Annotated in this window: 15 protein-coding genes; 12 read left to right on the top strand and 3 right to left on the bottom strand. The window is 70.9% G+C overall.

What is annotated here, in order from left to right; genetic code table 11:
- The first annotated feature begins 96 nt into the window (after positions 1–96).
- The 5 genes from ACLJOU_RS17760 to ACLJOU_RS17740 all read left to right on the top strand — a co-directional run bounded on the left by ACLJOU_RS17760 (position 97) and on the right by ACLJOU_RS17740 (position 6,831).
- Entirely contained in the window at positions 97–570 is a 474-nt protein-coding gene (locus ACLJOU_RS17760; protein WP_410568665.1) for a LysM peptidoglycan-binding domain-containing protein, read from the top strand.
- A 279-nt stretch (positions 571–849) separates the two neighbouring features.
- Entirely contained in the window at positions 850–1,341 is a 492-nt protein-coding gene (nrdR, locus tag ACLJOU_RS17755; RefSeq protein WP_410568663.1) for a transcriptional regulator NrdR, read from the top strand.
- Between the two features lie 30 nt (positions 1,342–1,371).
- A complete protein-coding gene (locus ACLJOU_RS17750) occupies positions 1,372–5,259 on the top strand; it encodes a vitamin B12-dependent ribonucleotide reductase (protein ID WP_410568661.1) in 3,888 nt (1,295 codons plus the stop codon).
- A 107-nt stretch (positions 5,260–5,366) separates the two neighbouring features.
- A complete protein-coding gene (locus ACLJOU_RS17745; protein ID WP_410568659.1) occupies positions 5,367–6,026 on the top strand; it encodes a hypothetical protein in 660 nt (219 codons plus the stop codon).
- 64 nt (positions 6,027–6,090) lie between these two features.
- On the top strand, positions 6,091–6,831 hold the full coding sequence (locus ACLJOU_RS17740) for a ferritin-like domain-containing protein (protein WP_410568657.1): 741 nt from the start codon (positions 6,091–6,093) through the stop codon (positions 6,829–6,831).
- Here the strand turns inward: ACLJOU_RS17740 and ACLJOU_RS17735 are convergent.
- Positions 6,828–7,373, bottom strand: a complete 546-nt coding sequence (locus tag ACLJOU_RS17735) for a TetR/AcrR family transcriptional regulator (protein ID WP_410568655.1) — start codon at positions 7,371–7,373, stop codon at positions 6,828–6,830. The two genes, ACLJOU_RS17740 and ACLJOU_RS17735, sit on opposite strands and share 4 nt — an antisense overlap.
- A gap of 77 nt (positions 7,374–7,450) precedes the next feature.
- On the opposite strand from ACLJOU_RS17735, the gene ACLJOU_RS17730 reads away from it, so the two are divergent.
- Together ACLJOU_RS17730 and ACLJOU_RS17725 are read left to right on the top strand one after the other, a co-directional pair.
- Entirely contained in the window at positions 7,451–8,074 is a 624-nt protein-coding gene (locus ACLJOU_RS17730; protein ID WP_410568653.1) for an FMN-dependent NADH-azoreductase, read from the top strand.
- Positions 8,062–8,376: a DMT family transporter gene (locus ACLJOU_RS17725; RefSeq protein ID WP_410568651.1), complete on the top strand. Its 315-nt coding sequence runs from the start codon at positions 8,062–8,064 to the stop codon at positions 8,374–8,376. The genes ACLJOU_RS17730 and ACLJOU_RS17725 overlap by 13 nt, the downstream gene beginning before the upstream one ends.
- Here the strand turns inward: ACLJOU_RS17725 and ACLJOU_RS17720 are convergent.
- Positions 8,366–10,378: a prolyl oligopeptidase family serine peptidase gene (locus tag ACLJOU_RS17720; RefSeq protein WP_410568649.1), complete on the bottom strand. Its 2,013-nt coding sequence runs from the start codon at positions 10,376–10,378 to the stop codon at positions 8,366–8,368. The two genes, ACLJOU_RS17725 and ACLJOU_RS17720, sit on opposite strands and share 11 nt — an antisense overlap.
- 113 nt (positions 10,379–10,491) lie before the next feature.
- Here ACLJOU_RS17720 and ACLJOU_RS17715 point away from each other — a divergent pair, with 113 nt between their 5' ends.
- Positions 10,492–11,472 (top strand): neutral zinc metallopeptidase, encoded by a 981-nt coding sequence (locus ACLJOU_RS17715; protein ID WP_410568647.1) that lies wholly within the window; start codon positions 10,492–10,494, stop codon positions 11,470–11,472.
- On the opposite strand, the gene ACLJOU_RS17710 is transcribed toward ACLJOU_RS17715, so the two are convergent.
- Positions 11,465–12,037, bottom strand: coding sequence for a TIGR03086 family metal-binding protein (locus ACLJOU_RS17710; RefSeq protein ID WP_410568645.1), 573 nt, complete (start codon positions 12,035–12,037; stop codon positions 11,465–11,467). The two genes, ACLJOU_RS17715 and ACLJOU_RS17710, sit on opposite strands and share 8 nt — an antisense overlap.
- 77 nt (positions 12,038–12,114) lie before the next feature.
- Here ACLJOU_RS17710 and ACLJOU_RS17705 point away from each other — a divergent pair, with 77 nt between their 5' ends.
- From ACLJOU_RS17705 to ACLJOU_RS17690, 4 genes are all read left to right on the top strand, one after another.
- A complete protein-coding gene (locus ACLJOU_RS17705; RefSeq protein ID WP_410568643.1) occupies positions 12,115–13,530 on the top strand; it encodes a PLP-dependent aminotransferase family protein in 1,416 nt (471 codons plus the stop codon).
- A complete protein-coding gene (locus ACLJOU_RS17700; protein ID WP_410568641.1) occupies positions 13,527–13,973 on the top strand; it encodes a hypothetical protein in 447 nt (148 codons plus the stop codon). Before ACLJOU_RS17705 ends, ACLJOU_RS17700 begins: the two co-directional genes overlap by 4 nt.
- Positions 13,974–14,075: 102 nt before the next feature.
- Positions 14,076–14,507, top strand: a complete 432-nt coding sequence (locus ACLJOU_RS17695; protein WP_410568639.1) for a CBS domain-containing protein — start codon at positions 14,076–14,078, stop codon at positions 14,505–14,507.
- Positions 14,508–14,625: 118 nt separating this feature from the next.
- Entirely contained in the window at positions 14,626–15,540 is a 915-nt protein-coding gene (locus ACLJOU_RS17690; protein ID WP_410568638.1) for a hypothetical protein, read from the top strand.
- Positions 15,541–15,542 lie beyond the last annotated feature (2 nt).

The raw sequence follows: 15,542 nt of genomic DNA, 5'->3' as shown, positions 1-15,542 counted from the left end.
TCGCACGGGCGTTCGATAGAACGCCTGTTCGACCTTGATCCACGGGCCGGTCCCGGCCCCGGAAACGGGCGGACACAGGGTTTCGAGGAGGTTCGGATGTCCATTCTGGCCGAACGCGGACACGTTCGCCCGGCGACCCCGGTCCCGGCGCCCCTCCGTCCCGTGCGCGTTCTGCGCGGGCGCCGCGGCGAGGTGCCCCGCCCGCCGACGCGCGCGCGGGTCGTGGCGGGCCGCCGCCCGGCCGGCGCTCCCTGTGCGGCGCCGCGGCGGGTGCCGGTGCGGTGGCCGTGGCTCGCCGGGCTCGCCGTCGCGAGCTGCCTGATGATCACCGGTTTGGGTTTTCTGGGAAGCGGGTCGTCCGGTGCCGCGGTGCCCGCGCGGACCGCGACGGTGTCCGTCGGCCAGGGCGACACGCTGTCGTCGCTGGCCGCCCGCTTCGCGCCGGACAGTGAGCCTGGCGCGGTTGTCGCCAAGATCAAGGAACTGAATCGCCTGGACGGGGCCGTGCTGGTGCCGGGGCTGCCGCTCACGGTCCCGGTCGCCGACTCGGTCGCCGTCGCCGCACCCTGATCCGCGGGCGCCGTCAACCGCACACACCCGGGCGAGGATCGCGCCTGGCGTGCCGCTTGCGCGCGCACCGCTCGAGTTCTACCCTTCGCCGCTATATGTAGTAGTTACACCGCTGTAGTTGGTCCACAGGTTGGGGTAGGCTGGACAGCAGTTGTCCACAGCTGGTCGGCTCTTACCCACCGGATGTCCACAAAACGATCACCAGGTGCGCCGGAATGCGTGGGTGGCCGCGGGGACGTCGACCGGGGCGGCCGGCGCGGAGGGGAAGGTGATCGGCGGATGAGGTGCCCGTTCTGCCGGCATGCGGACTCTCGGGTCGTCGATTCCCGAGAGGTGGATGAAGGCCAGGCGATCCGCAGGCGGCGCTCGTGCGCGTCGTGCGGACGGCGGTTCACGACGTCGGAGACGATGGTGCTCGCCGTCGTCAAGCGGTCCGGGGTCACCGAACAGTTCAGCCGGGACAAGGTGGTGAGCGGCGTCCGCCGCGCCTGCCAGGGCCGGCCGGTCGACGACGACGCGCTGCAGCAGCTCGCGCAGCGCGTGGAGGAGTCGATCCGCTCCGCCGGGCTGGCGGAGATCCCGAGTCACGAGGTCGGCCTGGCCATCCTGGGCCCGCTGCGTGAACTCGACGGGGTCGCCTACCTCCGGTTCGCCAGTGTCTACCGCTCCTTCTCCTCGGTCGAAGACTTCGAGAAGGAGATCGCCGACCTGCGTGAGGCCATGGCGGGTGCTGCTGCCCAGGAGAGCGATCAGCGCGAAGACGGCGACTGAGCCGTCCCGCTGCGGGAGAGGGTTCAACCGATGACCGAAACCGTGGGAACGGGGGCCCGCGCGGCCGCCGGCAAGAAGAGCAAGGCCGCCGGCGGGCTGAGCGTGCAGCGCGTGTTCACGACCGAGGGGCAGCACCCGTACGACCAGGTCACCTGGGAGCAGCGGGACGTCGTCATGACGAACTGGCGCGACGGCTCGGTCAACTTCGAGCAGCGCGGCGTGGAGTTCCCCGACTTCTGGTCGGTCAACGCCACCAACATCGTCACCAGCAAGTACTTCCGCGGCGCCGTCGGCAGCCCGCAGCGCGAGCGCAGCCTCAAGCAGCTCATCGACCGGGTCGTGCACACCTACGTCAAGGCCGCGCGCGACCACGGCTACTTCGCCACGCCGCAGGACCTCGAGATCTTCGAGCACGAACTCACCTGGATGCTGCTGCACCAGGTCTTCAGCTTCAACTCCCCGGTCTGGTTCAACGTCGGCACGCCGTCGAAGCAGCAGGTCTCGGCCTGCCAGCCGTACGACGCACTGGTGAGCACCCCCGGCGGTGCCGTCCCGATCGGCCGCTTCGTCGAGCTGGACGCCGTGGGTGCCAAGGTCTACGACGCGAACGGGCTGACCAAGGTCGTCGCCACTAAGGCGAACGGGATCAAGGAAGTCCTGCGGGTCACGACGAAGTCGGGTCACGTCCTCGACGTCACGGCCGATCACCTCGTGTGGCGGGCCAGTGCGGGTGGCGGGAAGTTCGTGCCCGCCGGCGAGCTGCGGGTGGGAGACCAGCTCGAATGGCACCGTCGCAGCGCGTTCGGCGAGGAAGAGATCCGGGAAGCCGACATCGCCGAAGCCGCGCTGGCGGGCTGGCTGCAGTCGGACGGCTTCGTCGGTCAGTACGACGGGACGAACCGTTCGCTCACCATCGAAGCGATCACCGTGAACGACGCCGAGCTGGCCTGGGTGCGGACAGCGCTCGATCGTGTCTTCCCGGACGTTCACCGCCACGAACGTGCCGTCGAAACCCAGGACGAGACCCTCGACTGCCGCCGAACCCGGCTCCACGGCAACGTGCTGGAGAACTTCGTCGACGCCTGGGGCTTGCGTGCTCGCGGCATCGACATGGAGGTACCGGAGTTCCTGTACACAGCGCCGCTTCCGGTGGTGGCCGCGTACCTGCGGAGCATCTTCCAGGCCGAGGGCTATGTCTCCGCGCGGGAGCGGTCCACTTTGGTCGCCCTGGACATGATCGGCGAGAACCTGGTCCGTGGTCTCCAGCAGCTGCTGGCCCGGTTCGGCATCTTCGCCCGGGTGGGCCGCAAGGAGGAAAAGCGGCCGGACCGGCACGACCTCTGGGGCATCCGTATCCAGAACGCCGGTGATCGGCGGATCTTCGCGGACGAAATCGGCTTCATCGATCCGGTGAAGACCGCGAAGCTCGAGGCGTCCTTCGAAAAGCCCGGCCTGCCTGCTCACGAGCGGAAGCGGCTGGAGATCGCCGGGATCGAGAGCCGGGGCGAAATGCCGGTCTACGACATCCAGACGGAATCCGGCGAGTACCTTTCCGGAAATCTCCGGGTTCACAACTGCTTCATCCTCGCCGTCGACGACACGATGGAGTCGATCCTCAACTGGTACCGCGAGGAGGGCCTGATCTTCAAGGGCGGCTCCGGCGCCGGCCTCAACCTCTCCCGCATCCGCTCCTCGAAGGAACTGCTCACCTCGGGCGGCACCGCGTCCGGGCCGGTCTCGTTCATGCGCGGTGCCGACGCGTCCGCGGGCACCATCAAGTCCGGCGGCGCGACCCGGCGCGCGGCGAAGATGGTCGTGCTCGACGTCGACCACCCCGACATCGAGGAGTTCATCCAGACCAAGGCCCGCGAAGAGGAGAAGATCAAGGTCCTCCGCGACGCCGGGTTCGACATGGACCTCTCCGGCGCGGACATCTCCTCGGTGCAGTACCAGAACGCGAACAACTCGGTCCGCGTGTCCGACGAGTTCATGCAGGCGGTCGAGAACGGCACCGACTTCGGCCTGCGCGCCCGGCTCACCGGCGAGGTCATCGACCGCACCGACGCGAAGAAGCTGTTCCGCACGATGGCCCAGGCCGCGTGGGAGTGCGCCGACCCCGGCATCCAGTACGACGGCACGATCAACGACTGGCACACCTGCCCGGAGTCGGGCCGGATCACCGCGTCGAACCCGTGCAGCGAGTACATGCACCTCGACAACTCGAGCTGCAACCTCGCCTCGCTGAACCTCCTCAAGTTCGTCACGCCCGAGGGCACGTTCGACGCGCCGCTGTTCGCCCGCGCCGTCGAGTTCGTCATCACGGCGATGGACGTCTCCATCTGCTTCGCGGACTTCCCGACCGAGCCGATCGCCGACACCACGCGGAAGTTCCGCCAGCTCGGCATCGGCTACGCCAACCTGGGCGCGCTGCTGATGGCGCTCGGCCACGCGTACGACTCCGACGGCGGCCGCGCGCTCGCGGCGGCGATCACGTCGCTGATGACGGGCGTGTCGTACCGGCGCTCGGCGGAGCTGGCCCAGGTCGTCGGCGCGTACGAGGGCTATGCGCGCAACGCCGAAGCGCACCAGCGCGTGATGCGCAAGCACGCGGCGGCGAACGAGCTGGTCCGCACCTACCACTCGAACGACGCCGCGGTCCGCGCGCTGGCGACGCAGGAGTGGCAGCGGGGCATCGAAATCGGCACGAAGCACGGCTGGCGCAACGCGCAGGCGTCGGTGCTCGCGCCCACCGGCACCATCGGCTTCATGATGGACTGCGACACGACCGGGATCGAGCCGGACTTCTCGCTGGTGAAGTTCAAGAAGCTCGTCGGCGGCGGCTCGATGCAGATCGTCAACCAGACGGTCCCGCGCGCGCTGGAGGCGCTGGGCTACCCGACCGAGCAGGTCGAGGCCATCGTCGAGTACGTGGCGCAGCACGGCCACGTCGTCGACGCGCCGGGGCTGCGTCCCGAGCACTACGAGGTGTTCGACTGCGCGGTCGGCGAGCGCTCGATCGCGCCGATGGGGCACGTCCGGATGATGGCCGCGGTGCAGCCGTTCCTCTCCGGCGCGATCTCGAAGACGGTCAACATGCCGGAGTCGGCGACGGTCGAAGAGGTCGAGGAGATCTATTTCCAGGGCTGGAAGCTCGGCCTGAAGGCGCTGGCCATCTACCGCGACAACTGCAAGGTCGGCCAGCCGCTGTCGACGGCGAAGAAGTCTTCGGAGGTGGCTTCCGCCGAGCCGGAGAAGGTCGTCGAGTACCGGCCGGTCCGCAAGCGCCTGCCGAAGAAGCGCCCGAGCCAGACGGTCTCGTTCACGGTCGGCGGCGCGGAGGGCTACCTGACGGCGGGCTCGTACCCGGACGACGGCCTCGGCGAAATCTTCGTCAAGCTGGGCAAGCAGGGCTCGACGCTGGCCGGCGTGATGGACGCGTTCTCGATGTCCATTTCGGTCGGCCTCCAGCACGGCATCCCGCTGGAGTTCTACGTCTCGAAGTTCTGCAACCTGCGCTTCGAGCCGGCGGGCATGACGGACGACCCGGACATCCGCATCGCGACGAGCGTGATGGACTACCTGTTCCGCCGGCTGGCCCTGGACTACCTGCCGTACGAGAAGCGCTCGCAGCTGGGCATCCTGTCGGCGGACGAGCGTTCGGCCGAGGTGGAGGCCGCCTACGGCGCCCCGAAGGTCGACCTCGAAGCCCTGCAGTCCACTGTGGACGCGTCACCGGAGCCGCACGTGACGGAGCCGGAGCACCCGCACCGTGAAGCCCAGACGACGACGGAGCTGATGGAGCTCCGCCTCGGCAAGGCGGCAGATGCCCCGCTCTGCATGACGTGCGGAACGAAGATGCGCCCGGCGGGTTCGTGCTACGCCTGCGAAGGCTGCGGCGCGACTTCGGGTTGTAGCTGACGGTTCCCGGCCGGACCGGGCGGCTTTCCGCCCGGTCCGGCCGGCGAAATTCGATGGTGTTTCCGGCCCCTCGGTGCCTATCGTGCCGCCGAGGGGAGGGGCATCGGATGCAGCTGAAGGGCCGGGAGTGGCGGACGCTGGTGAGCACCGCCCGCCTGGACGGCCGCGACCACCGGGTCATCCGTCCGGCGCGCCCGATCGCCCATGCCGCGCTGCACGAGCGGCGCTGCGGGGCTCAGTTGTCGGTCGACCGGGCCGCGGCGGTGGACCTCGCGTGCGCGTGGTGGCTAGCGGCGAGATCGCCGCACAGCATCGTCCACCTGCCGCTGCGGGCGAGCACGCCGGGCTGCGCCGACGAGTCCGGCGGGCGGTCGCTCGATCTGGTGCTGCTGCACCACAGCCTCGGCTTTCCGGTGTCCCGCTGGAAGCGGCTGCGCGCTCGGCTGTCCCCGCCCGTACCGCACAAGGTGACGCTGCCGCCGCGGGCTTTCCCGGCGGTGGACCACACCCCGCGTCGGCACCGGGAATTCCGCGATCACCTCCGCTGGCGGATCGCCGCGGACACCCTGTTCCTCACCGGCAGCCGGCCCGCGTACGGATTCGAGGGCGAGGCGGTGCGGTCCCTGGCCGAAGACAGCCCCGCGCACCTGGCCGAAGAGCCCGGTGCGCACTGCTGCGCGGAGATCGCCATCGGGCCATGGAGCCCGTACCCGCGCCGGAACCCGATGGCGCTGCTGCACGTCGAGTGCTGCCCCCGGCACTGGTGAGCCTTCACCGGATCTCCACGGAAACCGCCCCTCGGGTCCACAACTCCCCGGCATCATCGACCCGATGACGTACGCACACTGGCTCCACGACTTCGAAACCGAGGCCGAACGCCGCAGGCAGCGCGCGGATCCGCCGTGGGAACGGGGCGCGAACCTCCACCCTGACGTCGCGAAGAGCGTTCAACGGTTCCAAATCGGCGAAGCCGGTGACGGCGCCAACCTCATCGCCAAGGCCGCCGGGGACGGCACCTACCTCGCCGCCGTGCGGCTCTTCGTCGCCGAAGAGCAGAACCATGCCCGGATGCTGGCCGAACTACTGGCCGCGGCCGGGGTGGGCACCCTCGGGCGGCACTGGACCGACACCGTGTTCGTCCGGCTGCGGCGGGCGCTCGGGCTGCGGCTGGAGCTGATGGTGCTGCTCATCGCCGAGGTCGTCGCGCTGCGGTACTACCGGGCTCTGCGGGACGGGGCAGGCGATCCGCTGGCCGCCCAGGTCGCCGCGCGGATCCTCGCCGACGAGGAGCGGCACGTGCCGTTCCACTGCCACCGGCTGGAGCTCGCCTTCCGCACCATGAACCACCCCGCAAGGGCGGCATTGTTCGGCGCGTGGCGGGTCCTGCTGCTCGGCGTCGCGATCACGGTCGCCGTGGACCACGGCGCGGCCTTGAGACGGCTCGGCGTCGGGCGGCTCGTCTTCGTCGCCGACGTGCTCACCGCGTTCGAGGCCGCGCTCGGGCGAATCCGCGGCGAGCGGCCGAAGCCGCCGTACGTCCCGAAACGCGCCAGGCCGCGCGGGCTCTTCTAGAGCAGGCCGGCCAGCTGCCGCAGCGTCCGGACAAGCCGCTCCGGCGTCACCCCCCGGCTCGTCTGGTGCAGGAACAGCTCCGGCGCCAGCGGGGCCAGCAGCACGTCGGCCAGCACGTCCGGGTCCGGCGCGCCCGCCGCCTCGGCCAGGACCCGGACGTGCGTGCGCCAGAACCCGTACGCGCCCGTCGTGAACCGCGAATGGCCGACCTCGGTGCCCAGCACCAGGGGTGCGTGCCGCTCCAGCAGGGCCACCATCGCCTCGTAGAACGCCGCCAGCCGGGCGGACGGCGGCGCGCCCGGGCCCAGCGGCGGGTCGCCGCGCAGCAGCGTCTCCTGCAGGCGGCGCTCGTGCTCGTCCAGCAACGCCACGGCGATCGAGGCGCGGTCCGGGTAGCGGCGGTACAGCGTTCCGCGGCCGACGCCGGCCGCCCGGGCGATGTCCTCCATCGTCACGTCAGCCGCGCCGCGGGCGGTGAACAGCTCCTCGGCCGCCGTGAGGATCTTCGCGCGGTTGCGGGCCGCGTCGGCGCGTTCGGGCATGGGCACCAGCCTAGGGAATATCCGGACGAGACGTCCAGTTAACTCAAGCGGACACCGCGTCCACTTGAGGAGGAATCGTGCCCCACCTGCTGCACCTCGACTCCAGCGCCCGCCGCTCGTCGTTCTCGCGCGAGCTGTCCGCCCGGTACGCCGCCGGCTGGCCGGGCACCCGGACCTACCGCGACCTGGCCGCCGACCCGGTCCCGGTGATCGGCGAAGCCTGGACGGAAATCTGCGACGCCCTGCTCACCGAGGGGATCACCGACCCGGCGCACTACGCCGACGTCGTCACGACGCCGGGCCAGCGGAAAGCGTGGGCCGTCGTCGAGCCGCTCCTGGCCGAACTGCTCGAAGCCGACGTCGTGCTGATCGGCGCGCCGATGTACAACTTCTCGATCCCGGCCGCCCTGAAGGCGTGGATCGACCAGGTGACGTTCCCGAAGATGTCCCTGCGCGGCAGGCGGTTCGTCATCGCCGGCGCCCGCGGCGGAACGTACGCCGAAGGGACGCCGCGGGCACCGTTCGACCACCACGAGCGCTACCTGCGGGACTTCATCGCCGGGCACTACGACGTCGACGACGTCCGGTTCGTGCACGCCGAACTGACCAATGCCCTGGTCGACCCGCACCTGGCCGCACGCGAGGGCGAGCGGATCGCTTCCCGCGAAGCGGCGCTGGAGGCGATCCGATGGGCTGGGTGACGCTCGTCTGCGCCGGGCTCGTCGAGGTCGCCTGGTCGCAGAGCATCAAGCCGACGGAGAACTTCACCCGGCCGTGGCCGACGCTGCTGTGCTTCGTGCTCGGCGCCGCCGCGGTCTACCTGCTCTCGCGCGCGATGGACACCGTCGGAGTGGGCACGGCCTACGCGGTGTTCACCGGGATCGGTGCCGTCGGGGCGATCGTGCTCGGCGTCGTCGTGAACAAGGACCCGCTGAGTCTCGGCCGGGTGGCCGCGCTGGCCCTGATCGTCGGCGGCGTCGTGCTCGCGCGGGTCACTTCGTGAGCTGCTCCCACAGGAACTCGAACACCAGCGCCCACTTGAACGCCAGCTGCTCGTTGTCGGCCGCGGCGCCGTGGCCGCCCTCGATGTTCTCGTGATACCGGACGTCGTGCCCCTGCTCACGCATCCGCGCCACCATCTTGCGGGCGTGGGCGGGGTGCACGCGGTCGTCACGCGTCGACGTCACGAACAGCGACGGCGGGTACGTACGTCCACTGTGGACGTTCTGGTACGGCGAGTACTTCGCGATGTACTCCCACTCCGCGGCGTCGTCGGGGTCGCCGTACTCGGCCATCCAGGACGCGCCGGCCAGCAGCAGGTGGTAGCGGCGCATGTCCAGCAGCGGCACCTGGCTGACGATCGCGCCGAACCGTTCCGGGTAGCGCGTCAGCATGACGCCCATCAGCAGCCCGCCGTTGCTGCCGCCCTGGATGCCGAGCCTTTCCGGCGTCGTGATGCCCCGCGAAACCAGGTCGGCGGCCACCGCGGCGAAGTCCTCGTACACGCGGTGGCGCTCGGCCTTGATGGCCTGGGTGTGCCAGCCGGGCCCGTACTCGCCGCCGCCGCGGATGTTCGCCACGACGTACGTGCCGCCGCGGGCCAGCCAGCCGCGGCCGATCATGCCGCTGTAGGACGGCGTCAGGGAAATCTCGAAGCCGCCGTAGCCGGTCAGCAGCGTCGGGCCGCCCTCGGCGCCGGAGGGCCGGACGACGAAGTACGGGATCTTCGTGCCGTCCTCCGACGTCGCGAAGTACTGGGCGACGCTCATGCCCGAAGCGTCGAAGAACGCCGGAGCCTGCTTCAGCACTTCGACCTCTTCGCCGACGCGGCCGTAGCTCAGCGTCGACGGCTGCAGGAAGCCGCTGGAGTCGAGCAGGTACTCGTCGCTGACGTCGGGGTCGGTGTCGAAGATGTCCGCGCTGCCGAACTCCGGCCCGCCCGCCAGGGGCTCGTCGGTCCAGCCGTCCGGGCCGGGCGTGAGGGTGCGCAGCTCGCTGCGGACGTCGCGCAGCGTGCCGAGGAGCAGGTGGTGGCGCGTCCAGGCCCAGTACTCGAGCGAGGTGTGCTCGTCGGGGGTGAAGAGCGTGGTGAAGGTGCGGTCGCCGGCCATGAAGGCGTCGAAGAGGATGGCGATCAGCGAGCCCGCCGGGTGTTCGGTGCCGCCGACGGTCCACGCCGTCCGCGGCCGCACCAGCAGCCATTCGCGGCGCACGGACGCGCTCGCGTCGTCCGGAACGTCGATCTTGACCAGGCCGTCCGGCGTCTTCAGGTGCAGTTCCGAGCGGTAGAAGTCGATCGAGCGGCTGACGAAGTCGCGCTCGAAGCCTTCGGTCGGGTCGTGCGACGCGCCGATCGAGACGTCGTCCGGCTTGCCTTCGAAGACCGTGACGGCTTCCGACAGCGGCGTGCCGCGGCGCCACTCCTTGGCCAGCCGCGGGTAGCCGGAGCTGGTCAGCGAACCCGGGCCGAAGTCCGTTCCGATGTAGACGCGGTCCTCGTCGATCCAGCCGATCCGCGTCTTCGCTTCTCCGACCGTGAAGCCGTCTTCGACGAATTCGTGGGCGTCGAGGTCGAACTCGCGCACGACCGTGGCGTCCGCGCCCCCGCGGGAGAGCTCCACCAGCCCCCGCCGGTAGTCCGGCTTCAGCACGGCCGCGCCCTGCCAGACCCAGTTCTCGCCTTCGGCCTCGGCCAGCGCGTCGACGTCGAGCAGCAGCTCCCACTCGGGCTCGGCGGTGCGGTAGGACTCCGGCGTCGTCCGCCGCCATAGGCCGCGCGGGTGGCTCGCGTCCTGCCAGAAGTTGTAGAAGAACTCGCCGCGGCGGCGCACGTACGGGATCCGGTCGTCGGCGTCGAGCACCTCGCGCAGCTCGTCACGCACTGCGGCGAACCGCGCTCCGGTGGTCAGCTCGGCCAGCGTCTCGTCGTTGCGGGCGCGCACCCAGCCGAGCGCTTCGTCGCCGGTCACGTCTTCCAGCCACAGGTAAGGGTCCTCGACACTCATGCCGTTCAGTCTCGCCCGGCGACGGGTCCCGCGGCCACCCGGTGGCGTTTTCGTTTCGTGATCCCGGCCATCCGGGTGGTCCGTATGCTGGTGCCACACAGCAGGGGGAGATCGTGAACGACGCCGAACCGCCGTGGCCGGGTCCGGCCCGGCCACCGGAACACGCGTGGGCGCCGGAGGCGAACCCGTGGACGCCCGGCTGGGCCGCCGCCCCGCCCGTGCCGATCGCGCCGCCGCGCAACCGGCTCTGGGGTGCGGTCAGCGGGGTCCTGATCGTCGTGGTGGCGTTCTCCCTGATCGCCGCCACCATCCCGCACCGGGTGGACGGCCGCGCGCTCCCCGCCCAGGGCGCCGACACCGGGCGGGCGCACGGCGGCTCGGGCAAGAAGCCCCCCAAGTCCGTGCCCGAGCTGGCACGCAACCCGCTGCTCGGCGCCGGCATCAGCCCCGGCCCGGCCACCTGCACGCTGCCCGACCTCGGCCGGGCGCCCGAGCAGCTCAAGGCCTACTACGGCGCGCTCGTCAGCTGCCTGGAGCAGTCGTGGCGCCCGGCGCTGGAGAAGGCGAACGAGCCGACGCTGACCGCCACCGTGTCGGTGACGCTGCCGGAGCACAGTTCGTGCGGCGCGGCGCCGACGGAGAACGAAGCGGTCGCCTACTACTGCGGCGGCGACACGACGATCTACGCCCCGACCGACTGGATGCTGTCGGACGCCGGGCTCAACAAGGCCCGCCACATCGCCACGATCGCCCACGAGTACGGCCACCACGTGCAGCGCGAGAGCGGCATCCTGTCCGCGGCGGCGGACAAGATGACCTCCCCGGACGAGGACAGCGCGGCCGACAAGGAGCTCGTGCGCCGGATCGAGCTGCAGGCGAACTGCTTCGGCGCGCTGTTCCTGACGGCCGTCGCCGGCACGGGGGCGATCAGCCGGTCGCTGGCGAACGCCGCGGTCGCCGACTACGGCCGGGCCAACGACAGCGACACGCACGGCTCCCGCGAGCACCAGCTGTCCTGGGCGAAGGCGGGCTACGACGGCAAGGCCACGAAGGCGTGCGACACCTGGAGCGTGCCGGCGGCCGAAATCAGCTGAGCGCCCAGGCCGGGTCGCGGCCGAGGAGGGCGAGGAACCGGTCGAGCTCGCCGGCGTCCGGGGGCACGTCGAGGCGGTGGGCGAACGAGCCGTTCTGCTCCCGGCCCTCGTCCGGGATCCGCTCGGCGAGCTGCAGGGCGGCGTGCACGGCTTCGGCGTCCGGCTCGTAGGGCAGGCCGAGGGCGCGGGCCAGGTCCCAGCCGTGCGCGACCGTGTCGACCAGGTGCATGTGCGCGGCGATCGGACCGGGGAACGTGCCGAAGTGGTTGATCGTGAGCTGCCGCTCGAGCACGGCGTCGTCGGCGAAGGCGTCGAGGAAGTCGTCGACGGACGCCCGGTACGCGGCGTAGGCGTCGTCGCCCAGGACGCCGGCGTCCCAGTCCGGCGCCGAGCCTTGCCGGGCCGCCGTCGCGAAGGCGTGGTTCTCGCTGACCTGGTGGCGCAGCAGATCGGCGAGCGTCCAGCCGGCGCACGGGGTCGGGCGGGCGAGGTCGGCGGGGGTCACCCCGGCGACGAGCTTGTCGAGGACGAGCAGGGTGCGGCGGTCGAGTTCGCGGAGATCCATACCGGGCACGCTAGGCGGGGGAGCGGACCACGAGAAGTGCCAAAGCCGACTCTCTTCCGGTGTGCCAATCTGGAGCCGTGGACGTCCACATCGATCTGACCGGGACGCGCGGGCACCGCGACGCGATCTACCGCCAGCTGCGCGCGGCGATCCTGGCCGGCCGGATCCGGCCCGGTGAGACACTGCCGCCGACCCGCGAGCTCGCCCAGCGGCTGGCCGTCTCCCGGACGACGGTCAGCGCGGCCTACGACCGGCTCGCCGCCGAGGGGTTCCTCACCGGACGCGTCGGCGCGGGCACGTTCGTCACCGCTTCGCCGGCGGCTCGCCCGCCGTCGGTTCCGGACGGTCCGGGCGTGCAGCCGCTCCCGGAGTGGGACGCCGTCCCGCCGCCGCCCGCGCCGTTCGCCCCGGCGCCGGAGTTCGACTTCCGGCCGGGTGTCCCGGACCTTTCGCTGTTCCCCTTCGACACCTGGCGGCGGCTGCTCACCCAGCGGCTGCGGGCCGGCCAGGCCGACCTGATGACCTACGGCGACCCGCAAGGGCTGGGGGCGCTGCGGGAGGAGATCGCGAGGCACGTCGGCGTGTCCCGCGACGTCCGGGCGAGTGCGGCCCAGGTCGTCGTGACCGCGGGCGCCCAGCAGACGACCGACCTCGTCGCGCGCGTGCTGCTGCGGACCGGCGACCTGGCCGCCGTCGAGGACCCGGGGTACCCGCCGCCGCGGCTGGTGCTCGGCGCGCGCGGGGTCCGGGTCGCGCCGGTGCCGGTGGACGCGTCCGGGATCGTCGTCGACGCCATCCCGGCGGGGACGCGGCTGGTCTACGTGACGCCGTCGCACCAGTACCCCCTCGGCCTGGCGATGTCGCTGGAGCGCCGTCTGGAGCTGCTCGACTGGGCCGAGCGCACCGACGCCGTGGTCGTCGAGGACGACTACGACACGGAATTCCGCTACACCGGACGGCCCCTGGAACCCTTGCACAGCCTGGATTCCCGGGGCCGCGTCGTGTACGTCGGCTCGTTCTCGAAGGTGCTTTCGCCCGCTCTGCGGCTGGGTTTCCTCATCGCGCCGCCGTCGCTGGTGCCCGCCCTGGTCAAGGCCCGCTACCTCACCGACTGGCACGCGCCGAACGTCGAGCAGGCGGCGCTGGCGGCGTTCATGGCCGAAGGCGGCTTCGCCCGGCACGTCCGGCGGATGCGGAAGATCTACCGCTCGCGGCACGAGACGCTGTCCGCGGTGCTCGCCCGCGACTTCGCGGACTTCCTGACGCCGTTGCCGTCGACCGCGGGCCTGCACCTGAGCGCCACTTCGGCCGCCGACCTCGGCCCGCTCGTCCGCGCCGCCCGCCGTCGCGGCGTGCGGCTGTACTCGCTGGGGGACTTCGGGGCGGGGGAGCGGCGGCACGGGCTCGTCTTCGGTTACGGTGCGGTCGCGGCCGGGCGGATCGAGCCCGGGCTGGCCCGGCTGCGGGCACTGGCGGACGAGGGAGCGGCATGACCGACGACGTGATGGTGGCGATCGACGCCGGTCTGCGGCAGCACATCGGCGGCGACCGCGCCGGCGCGTACGCGACCTTCTCGGCGCTGTGGGCCTCGATCGGCGACGACGGCGACCCGCTGCACCGCGTCGCCCTGGCCCACCACATGGCCGACGTCTGCGACGACCCGGCCGAGGAACTCGAGTGGGACCTGCGGGCGTTGGCCGCGGCCGATTCGCTGACCGATTCGCGGGCCCGGGAGCACCACTCCTCCCTGGCGGTGCGCGGGTTCTACCCGTCGCTGCACCTGAACCTCGGCGAGGACTACCGCAAGCTCGGCGACCTGCCGGCGGCCCGCGAACAGCTGGCGCTGGCCCGCGCGCGCCTGGCCGCCCTGGGCGACGACGACTACGCGGCCGGGATCCGGCTGGCGCTGGACGGCTTGGCCGAACGCCTCGGCTGAGGTGGCGCCCTTACCACGAAGACGCCCCGTTTGCCGGACTTTCGCGGGGCGCCGGGGGGCCCTAACCTGTGGTGATCCAGCTCACCGACGGGAAGGATCGCCATGCGGATTGCGGATCTGCTGCGCAAGAAGGGGTCGGCGGTCGCGACGGTCACCCCCGAGACGACGGTGACCACGCTGCTGGCCGGACTGGCCGACCACAACGTCGGCGCGATGGTGGTCGTCGCCCCGGACGGTTCGATCGCGGGAATCGTCTCCGAACGCGACGTCGTCCGGCGCCTGCACGAACACGGCCCGGAGCTGCTGGACGGCCCGGTGTCGGAGATCATGACGAAACTGGTGGCGAGCTGCACCCCGGACGACTCGGTGGACCAGCTGTCGATCCTGATGACGGAGAGGCGCATCCGCCACGTCCCGGTCCTGGCCGACGGGCGGCTGGCCGGGATCGTGTCCATCGGGGACGTCGTGAAGAACCGGATGGAACAGCTGGAGCAGAGCCAGGAACAACTGCAGGCGTACATCGCCCAGGGGTGACGCCGGGGCCGGCTCGCCTTTCCGGGTGAGCCGGGCCCTCGCACAAGCCGGAGTTCCTCGAAGTGCCGTATGCCTCCGATAAGGTCCGATGGTCAGGACCGGCGAGAGGGGAATCGGTATGGCGGAGCTGGGCGAGCGCCTGAGAACCGGCCGCTTCCGGGAGAGCTCATTGAGTCTCTTCGCGGTATTCGTCGACGAAGGGCTGTGTTCGGCCGCCGAAGCTCGCCGGGCTCGCTGGAGCGCCCATAGGTCCGAGTACGGGTCCTTCTACCTCATCCTGTCGAGCGTGGTTCTCGCCTCGTTCACATACCGACTGGTCGAGCCGCTGCCGCCCGAGGCTCGGTCGATGACTGTGCCGTTCGTTATGTGGCCCAGCGTGCTGCTCGTCTTGTACGTATTCGTCGGTGCCTGGGGTGCCCGGTTCGCGGGTGGCCGGATCCATCGCCAGGTCGCGAAGCTGCTGGACGAGCTGGGTGATGTGGACGCACTGGCGTCCGGTGTGTCCTTTCGCTGCCGGCTGGGCAATCCGGCGCGGATCGAACAGATGCGGATCCGCACGCTTCGGGCACTTCTCCGGCGAGCGGCTGTGACTGTTCCCAGGGAGTTGCTGCTCCTCAGTGGTCGTGGCCACCAAGCAGGTGACCTCGTGACGACCGACAAGGTGAAGAACGTTTTCCTCGACGCGCTGACCACTGTGCCGAGGCCGGAATCGGCGGCTGAGCGGAAGGATTTCCGCAGATTCCCGGCTACTCTTTCCGTTGCGGTCATGGAAGCCGACCCGTACTCGCGACTGGAGCGCGCGGTCCGCACGGTGCCGGCGGCTTGCTCGGCTCGTTCCGCGCCGCTCAAGACATGGACGTGGCAACTGAGTTCACTTTCCGTACCGGTACTGCTCTCGATCATCGCTCTCCCGGTCGCGGGATTCCTGATCGTCAAGTTCGCCGGCTCTTCCACACCGGTCGGCTTGGCCGTCGCGGCTGTCGCCACGGCGTTCCAAGCCGCGATGCGGTACCTCAAGAACCACCGGGACTGATC

The organism is Amycolatopsis sp. cmx-4-61, assembly GCF_046548775.1.
In the GTDB taxonomy this organism is placed as follows: domain Bacteria; phylum Actinomycetota; class Actinomycetes; order Mycobacteriales; family Pseudonocardiaceae; genus Amycolatopsis.
The sequence above is the reverse complement of the archived record's forward strand: the minus strand, read 5'-3'. Positions and strand labels throughout refer to the sequence as shown.

Coding starts and splice junctions, on each gene's coding strand:
- ACLJOU_RS17760 (WP_410568665.1), top strand. CDS start 97: ATGTCCATTCTGGCCGAACGCGGACACGTTCGCCCGGCGACCCCGGTC.
- nrdR (WP_410568663.1), top strand. CDS start 850: ATGAGGTGCCCGTTCTGCCGGCATGCGGACTCTCGGGTCGTCGATTCC.
- ACLJOU_RS17750 (WP_410568661.1), top strand. CDS start 1,372: ATGACCGAAACCGTGGGAACGGGGGCCCGCGCGGCCGCCGGCAAGAAG.
- ACLJOU_RS17745 (WP_410568659.1), top strand. CDS start 5,367: ATGCAGCTGAAGGGCCGGGAGTGGCGGACGCTGGTGAGCACCGCCCGC.
- ACLJOU_RS17740 (WP_410568657.1), top strand. CDS start 6,091: ATGACGTACGCACACTGGCTCCACGACTTCGAAACCGAGGCCGAACGC.
- ACLJOU_RS17735 (WP_410568655.1), bottom strand. CDS start 7,373: ATGCCCGAACGCGCCGACGCGGCCCGCAACCGCGCGAAGATCCTCACG.
- ACLJOU_RS17725 (WP_410568651.1), top strand. CDS start 8,062: ATGGGCTGGGTGACGCTCGTCTGCGCCGGGCTCGTCGAGGTCGCCTGG.
- ACLJOU_RS17720 (WP_410568649.1), bottom strand. CDS start 10,378: ATGAGTGTCGAGGACCCTTACCTGTGGCTGGAAGACGTGACCGGCGAC.
- ACLJOU_RS17710 (WP_410568645.1), bottom strand. CDS start 12,037: ATGGATCTCCGCGAACTCGACCGCCGCACCCTGCTCGTCCTCGACAAG.
- ACLJOU_RS17700 (WP_410568641.1), top strand. CDS start 13,527: ATGACCGACGACGTGATGGTGGCGATCGACGCCGGTCTGCGGCAGCAC.
- ACLJOU_RS17695 (WP_410568639.1), top strand. CDS start 14,076: ATGCGGATTGCGGATCTGCTGCGCAAGAAGGGGTCGGCGGTCGCGACG.
- ACLJOU_RS17690 (WP_410568638.1), top strand. CDS start 14,626: ATGGCGGAGCTGGGCGAGCGCCTGAGAACCGGCCGCTTCCGGGAGAGC.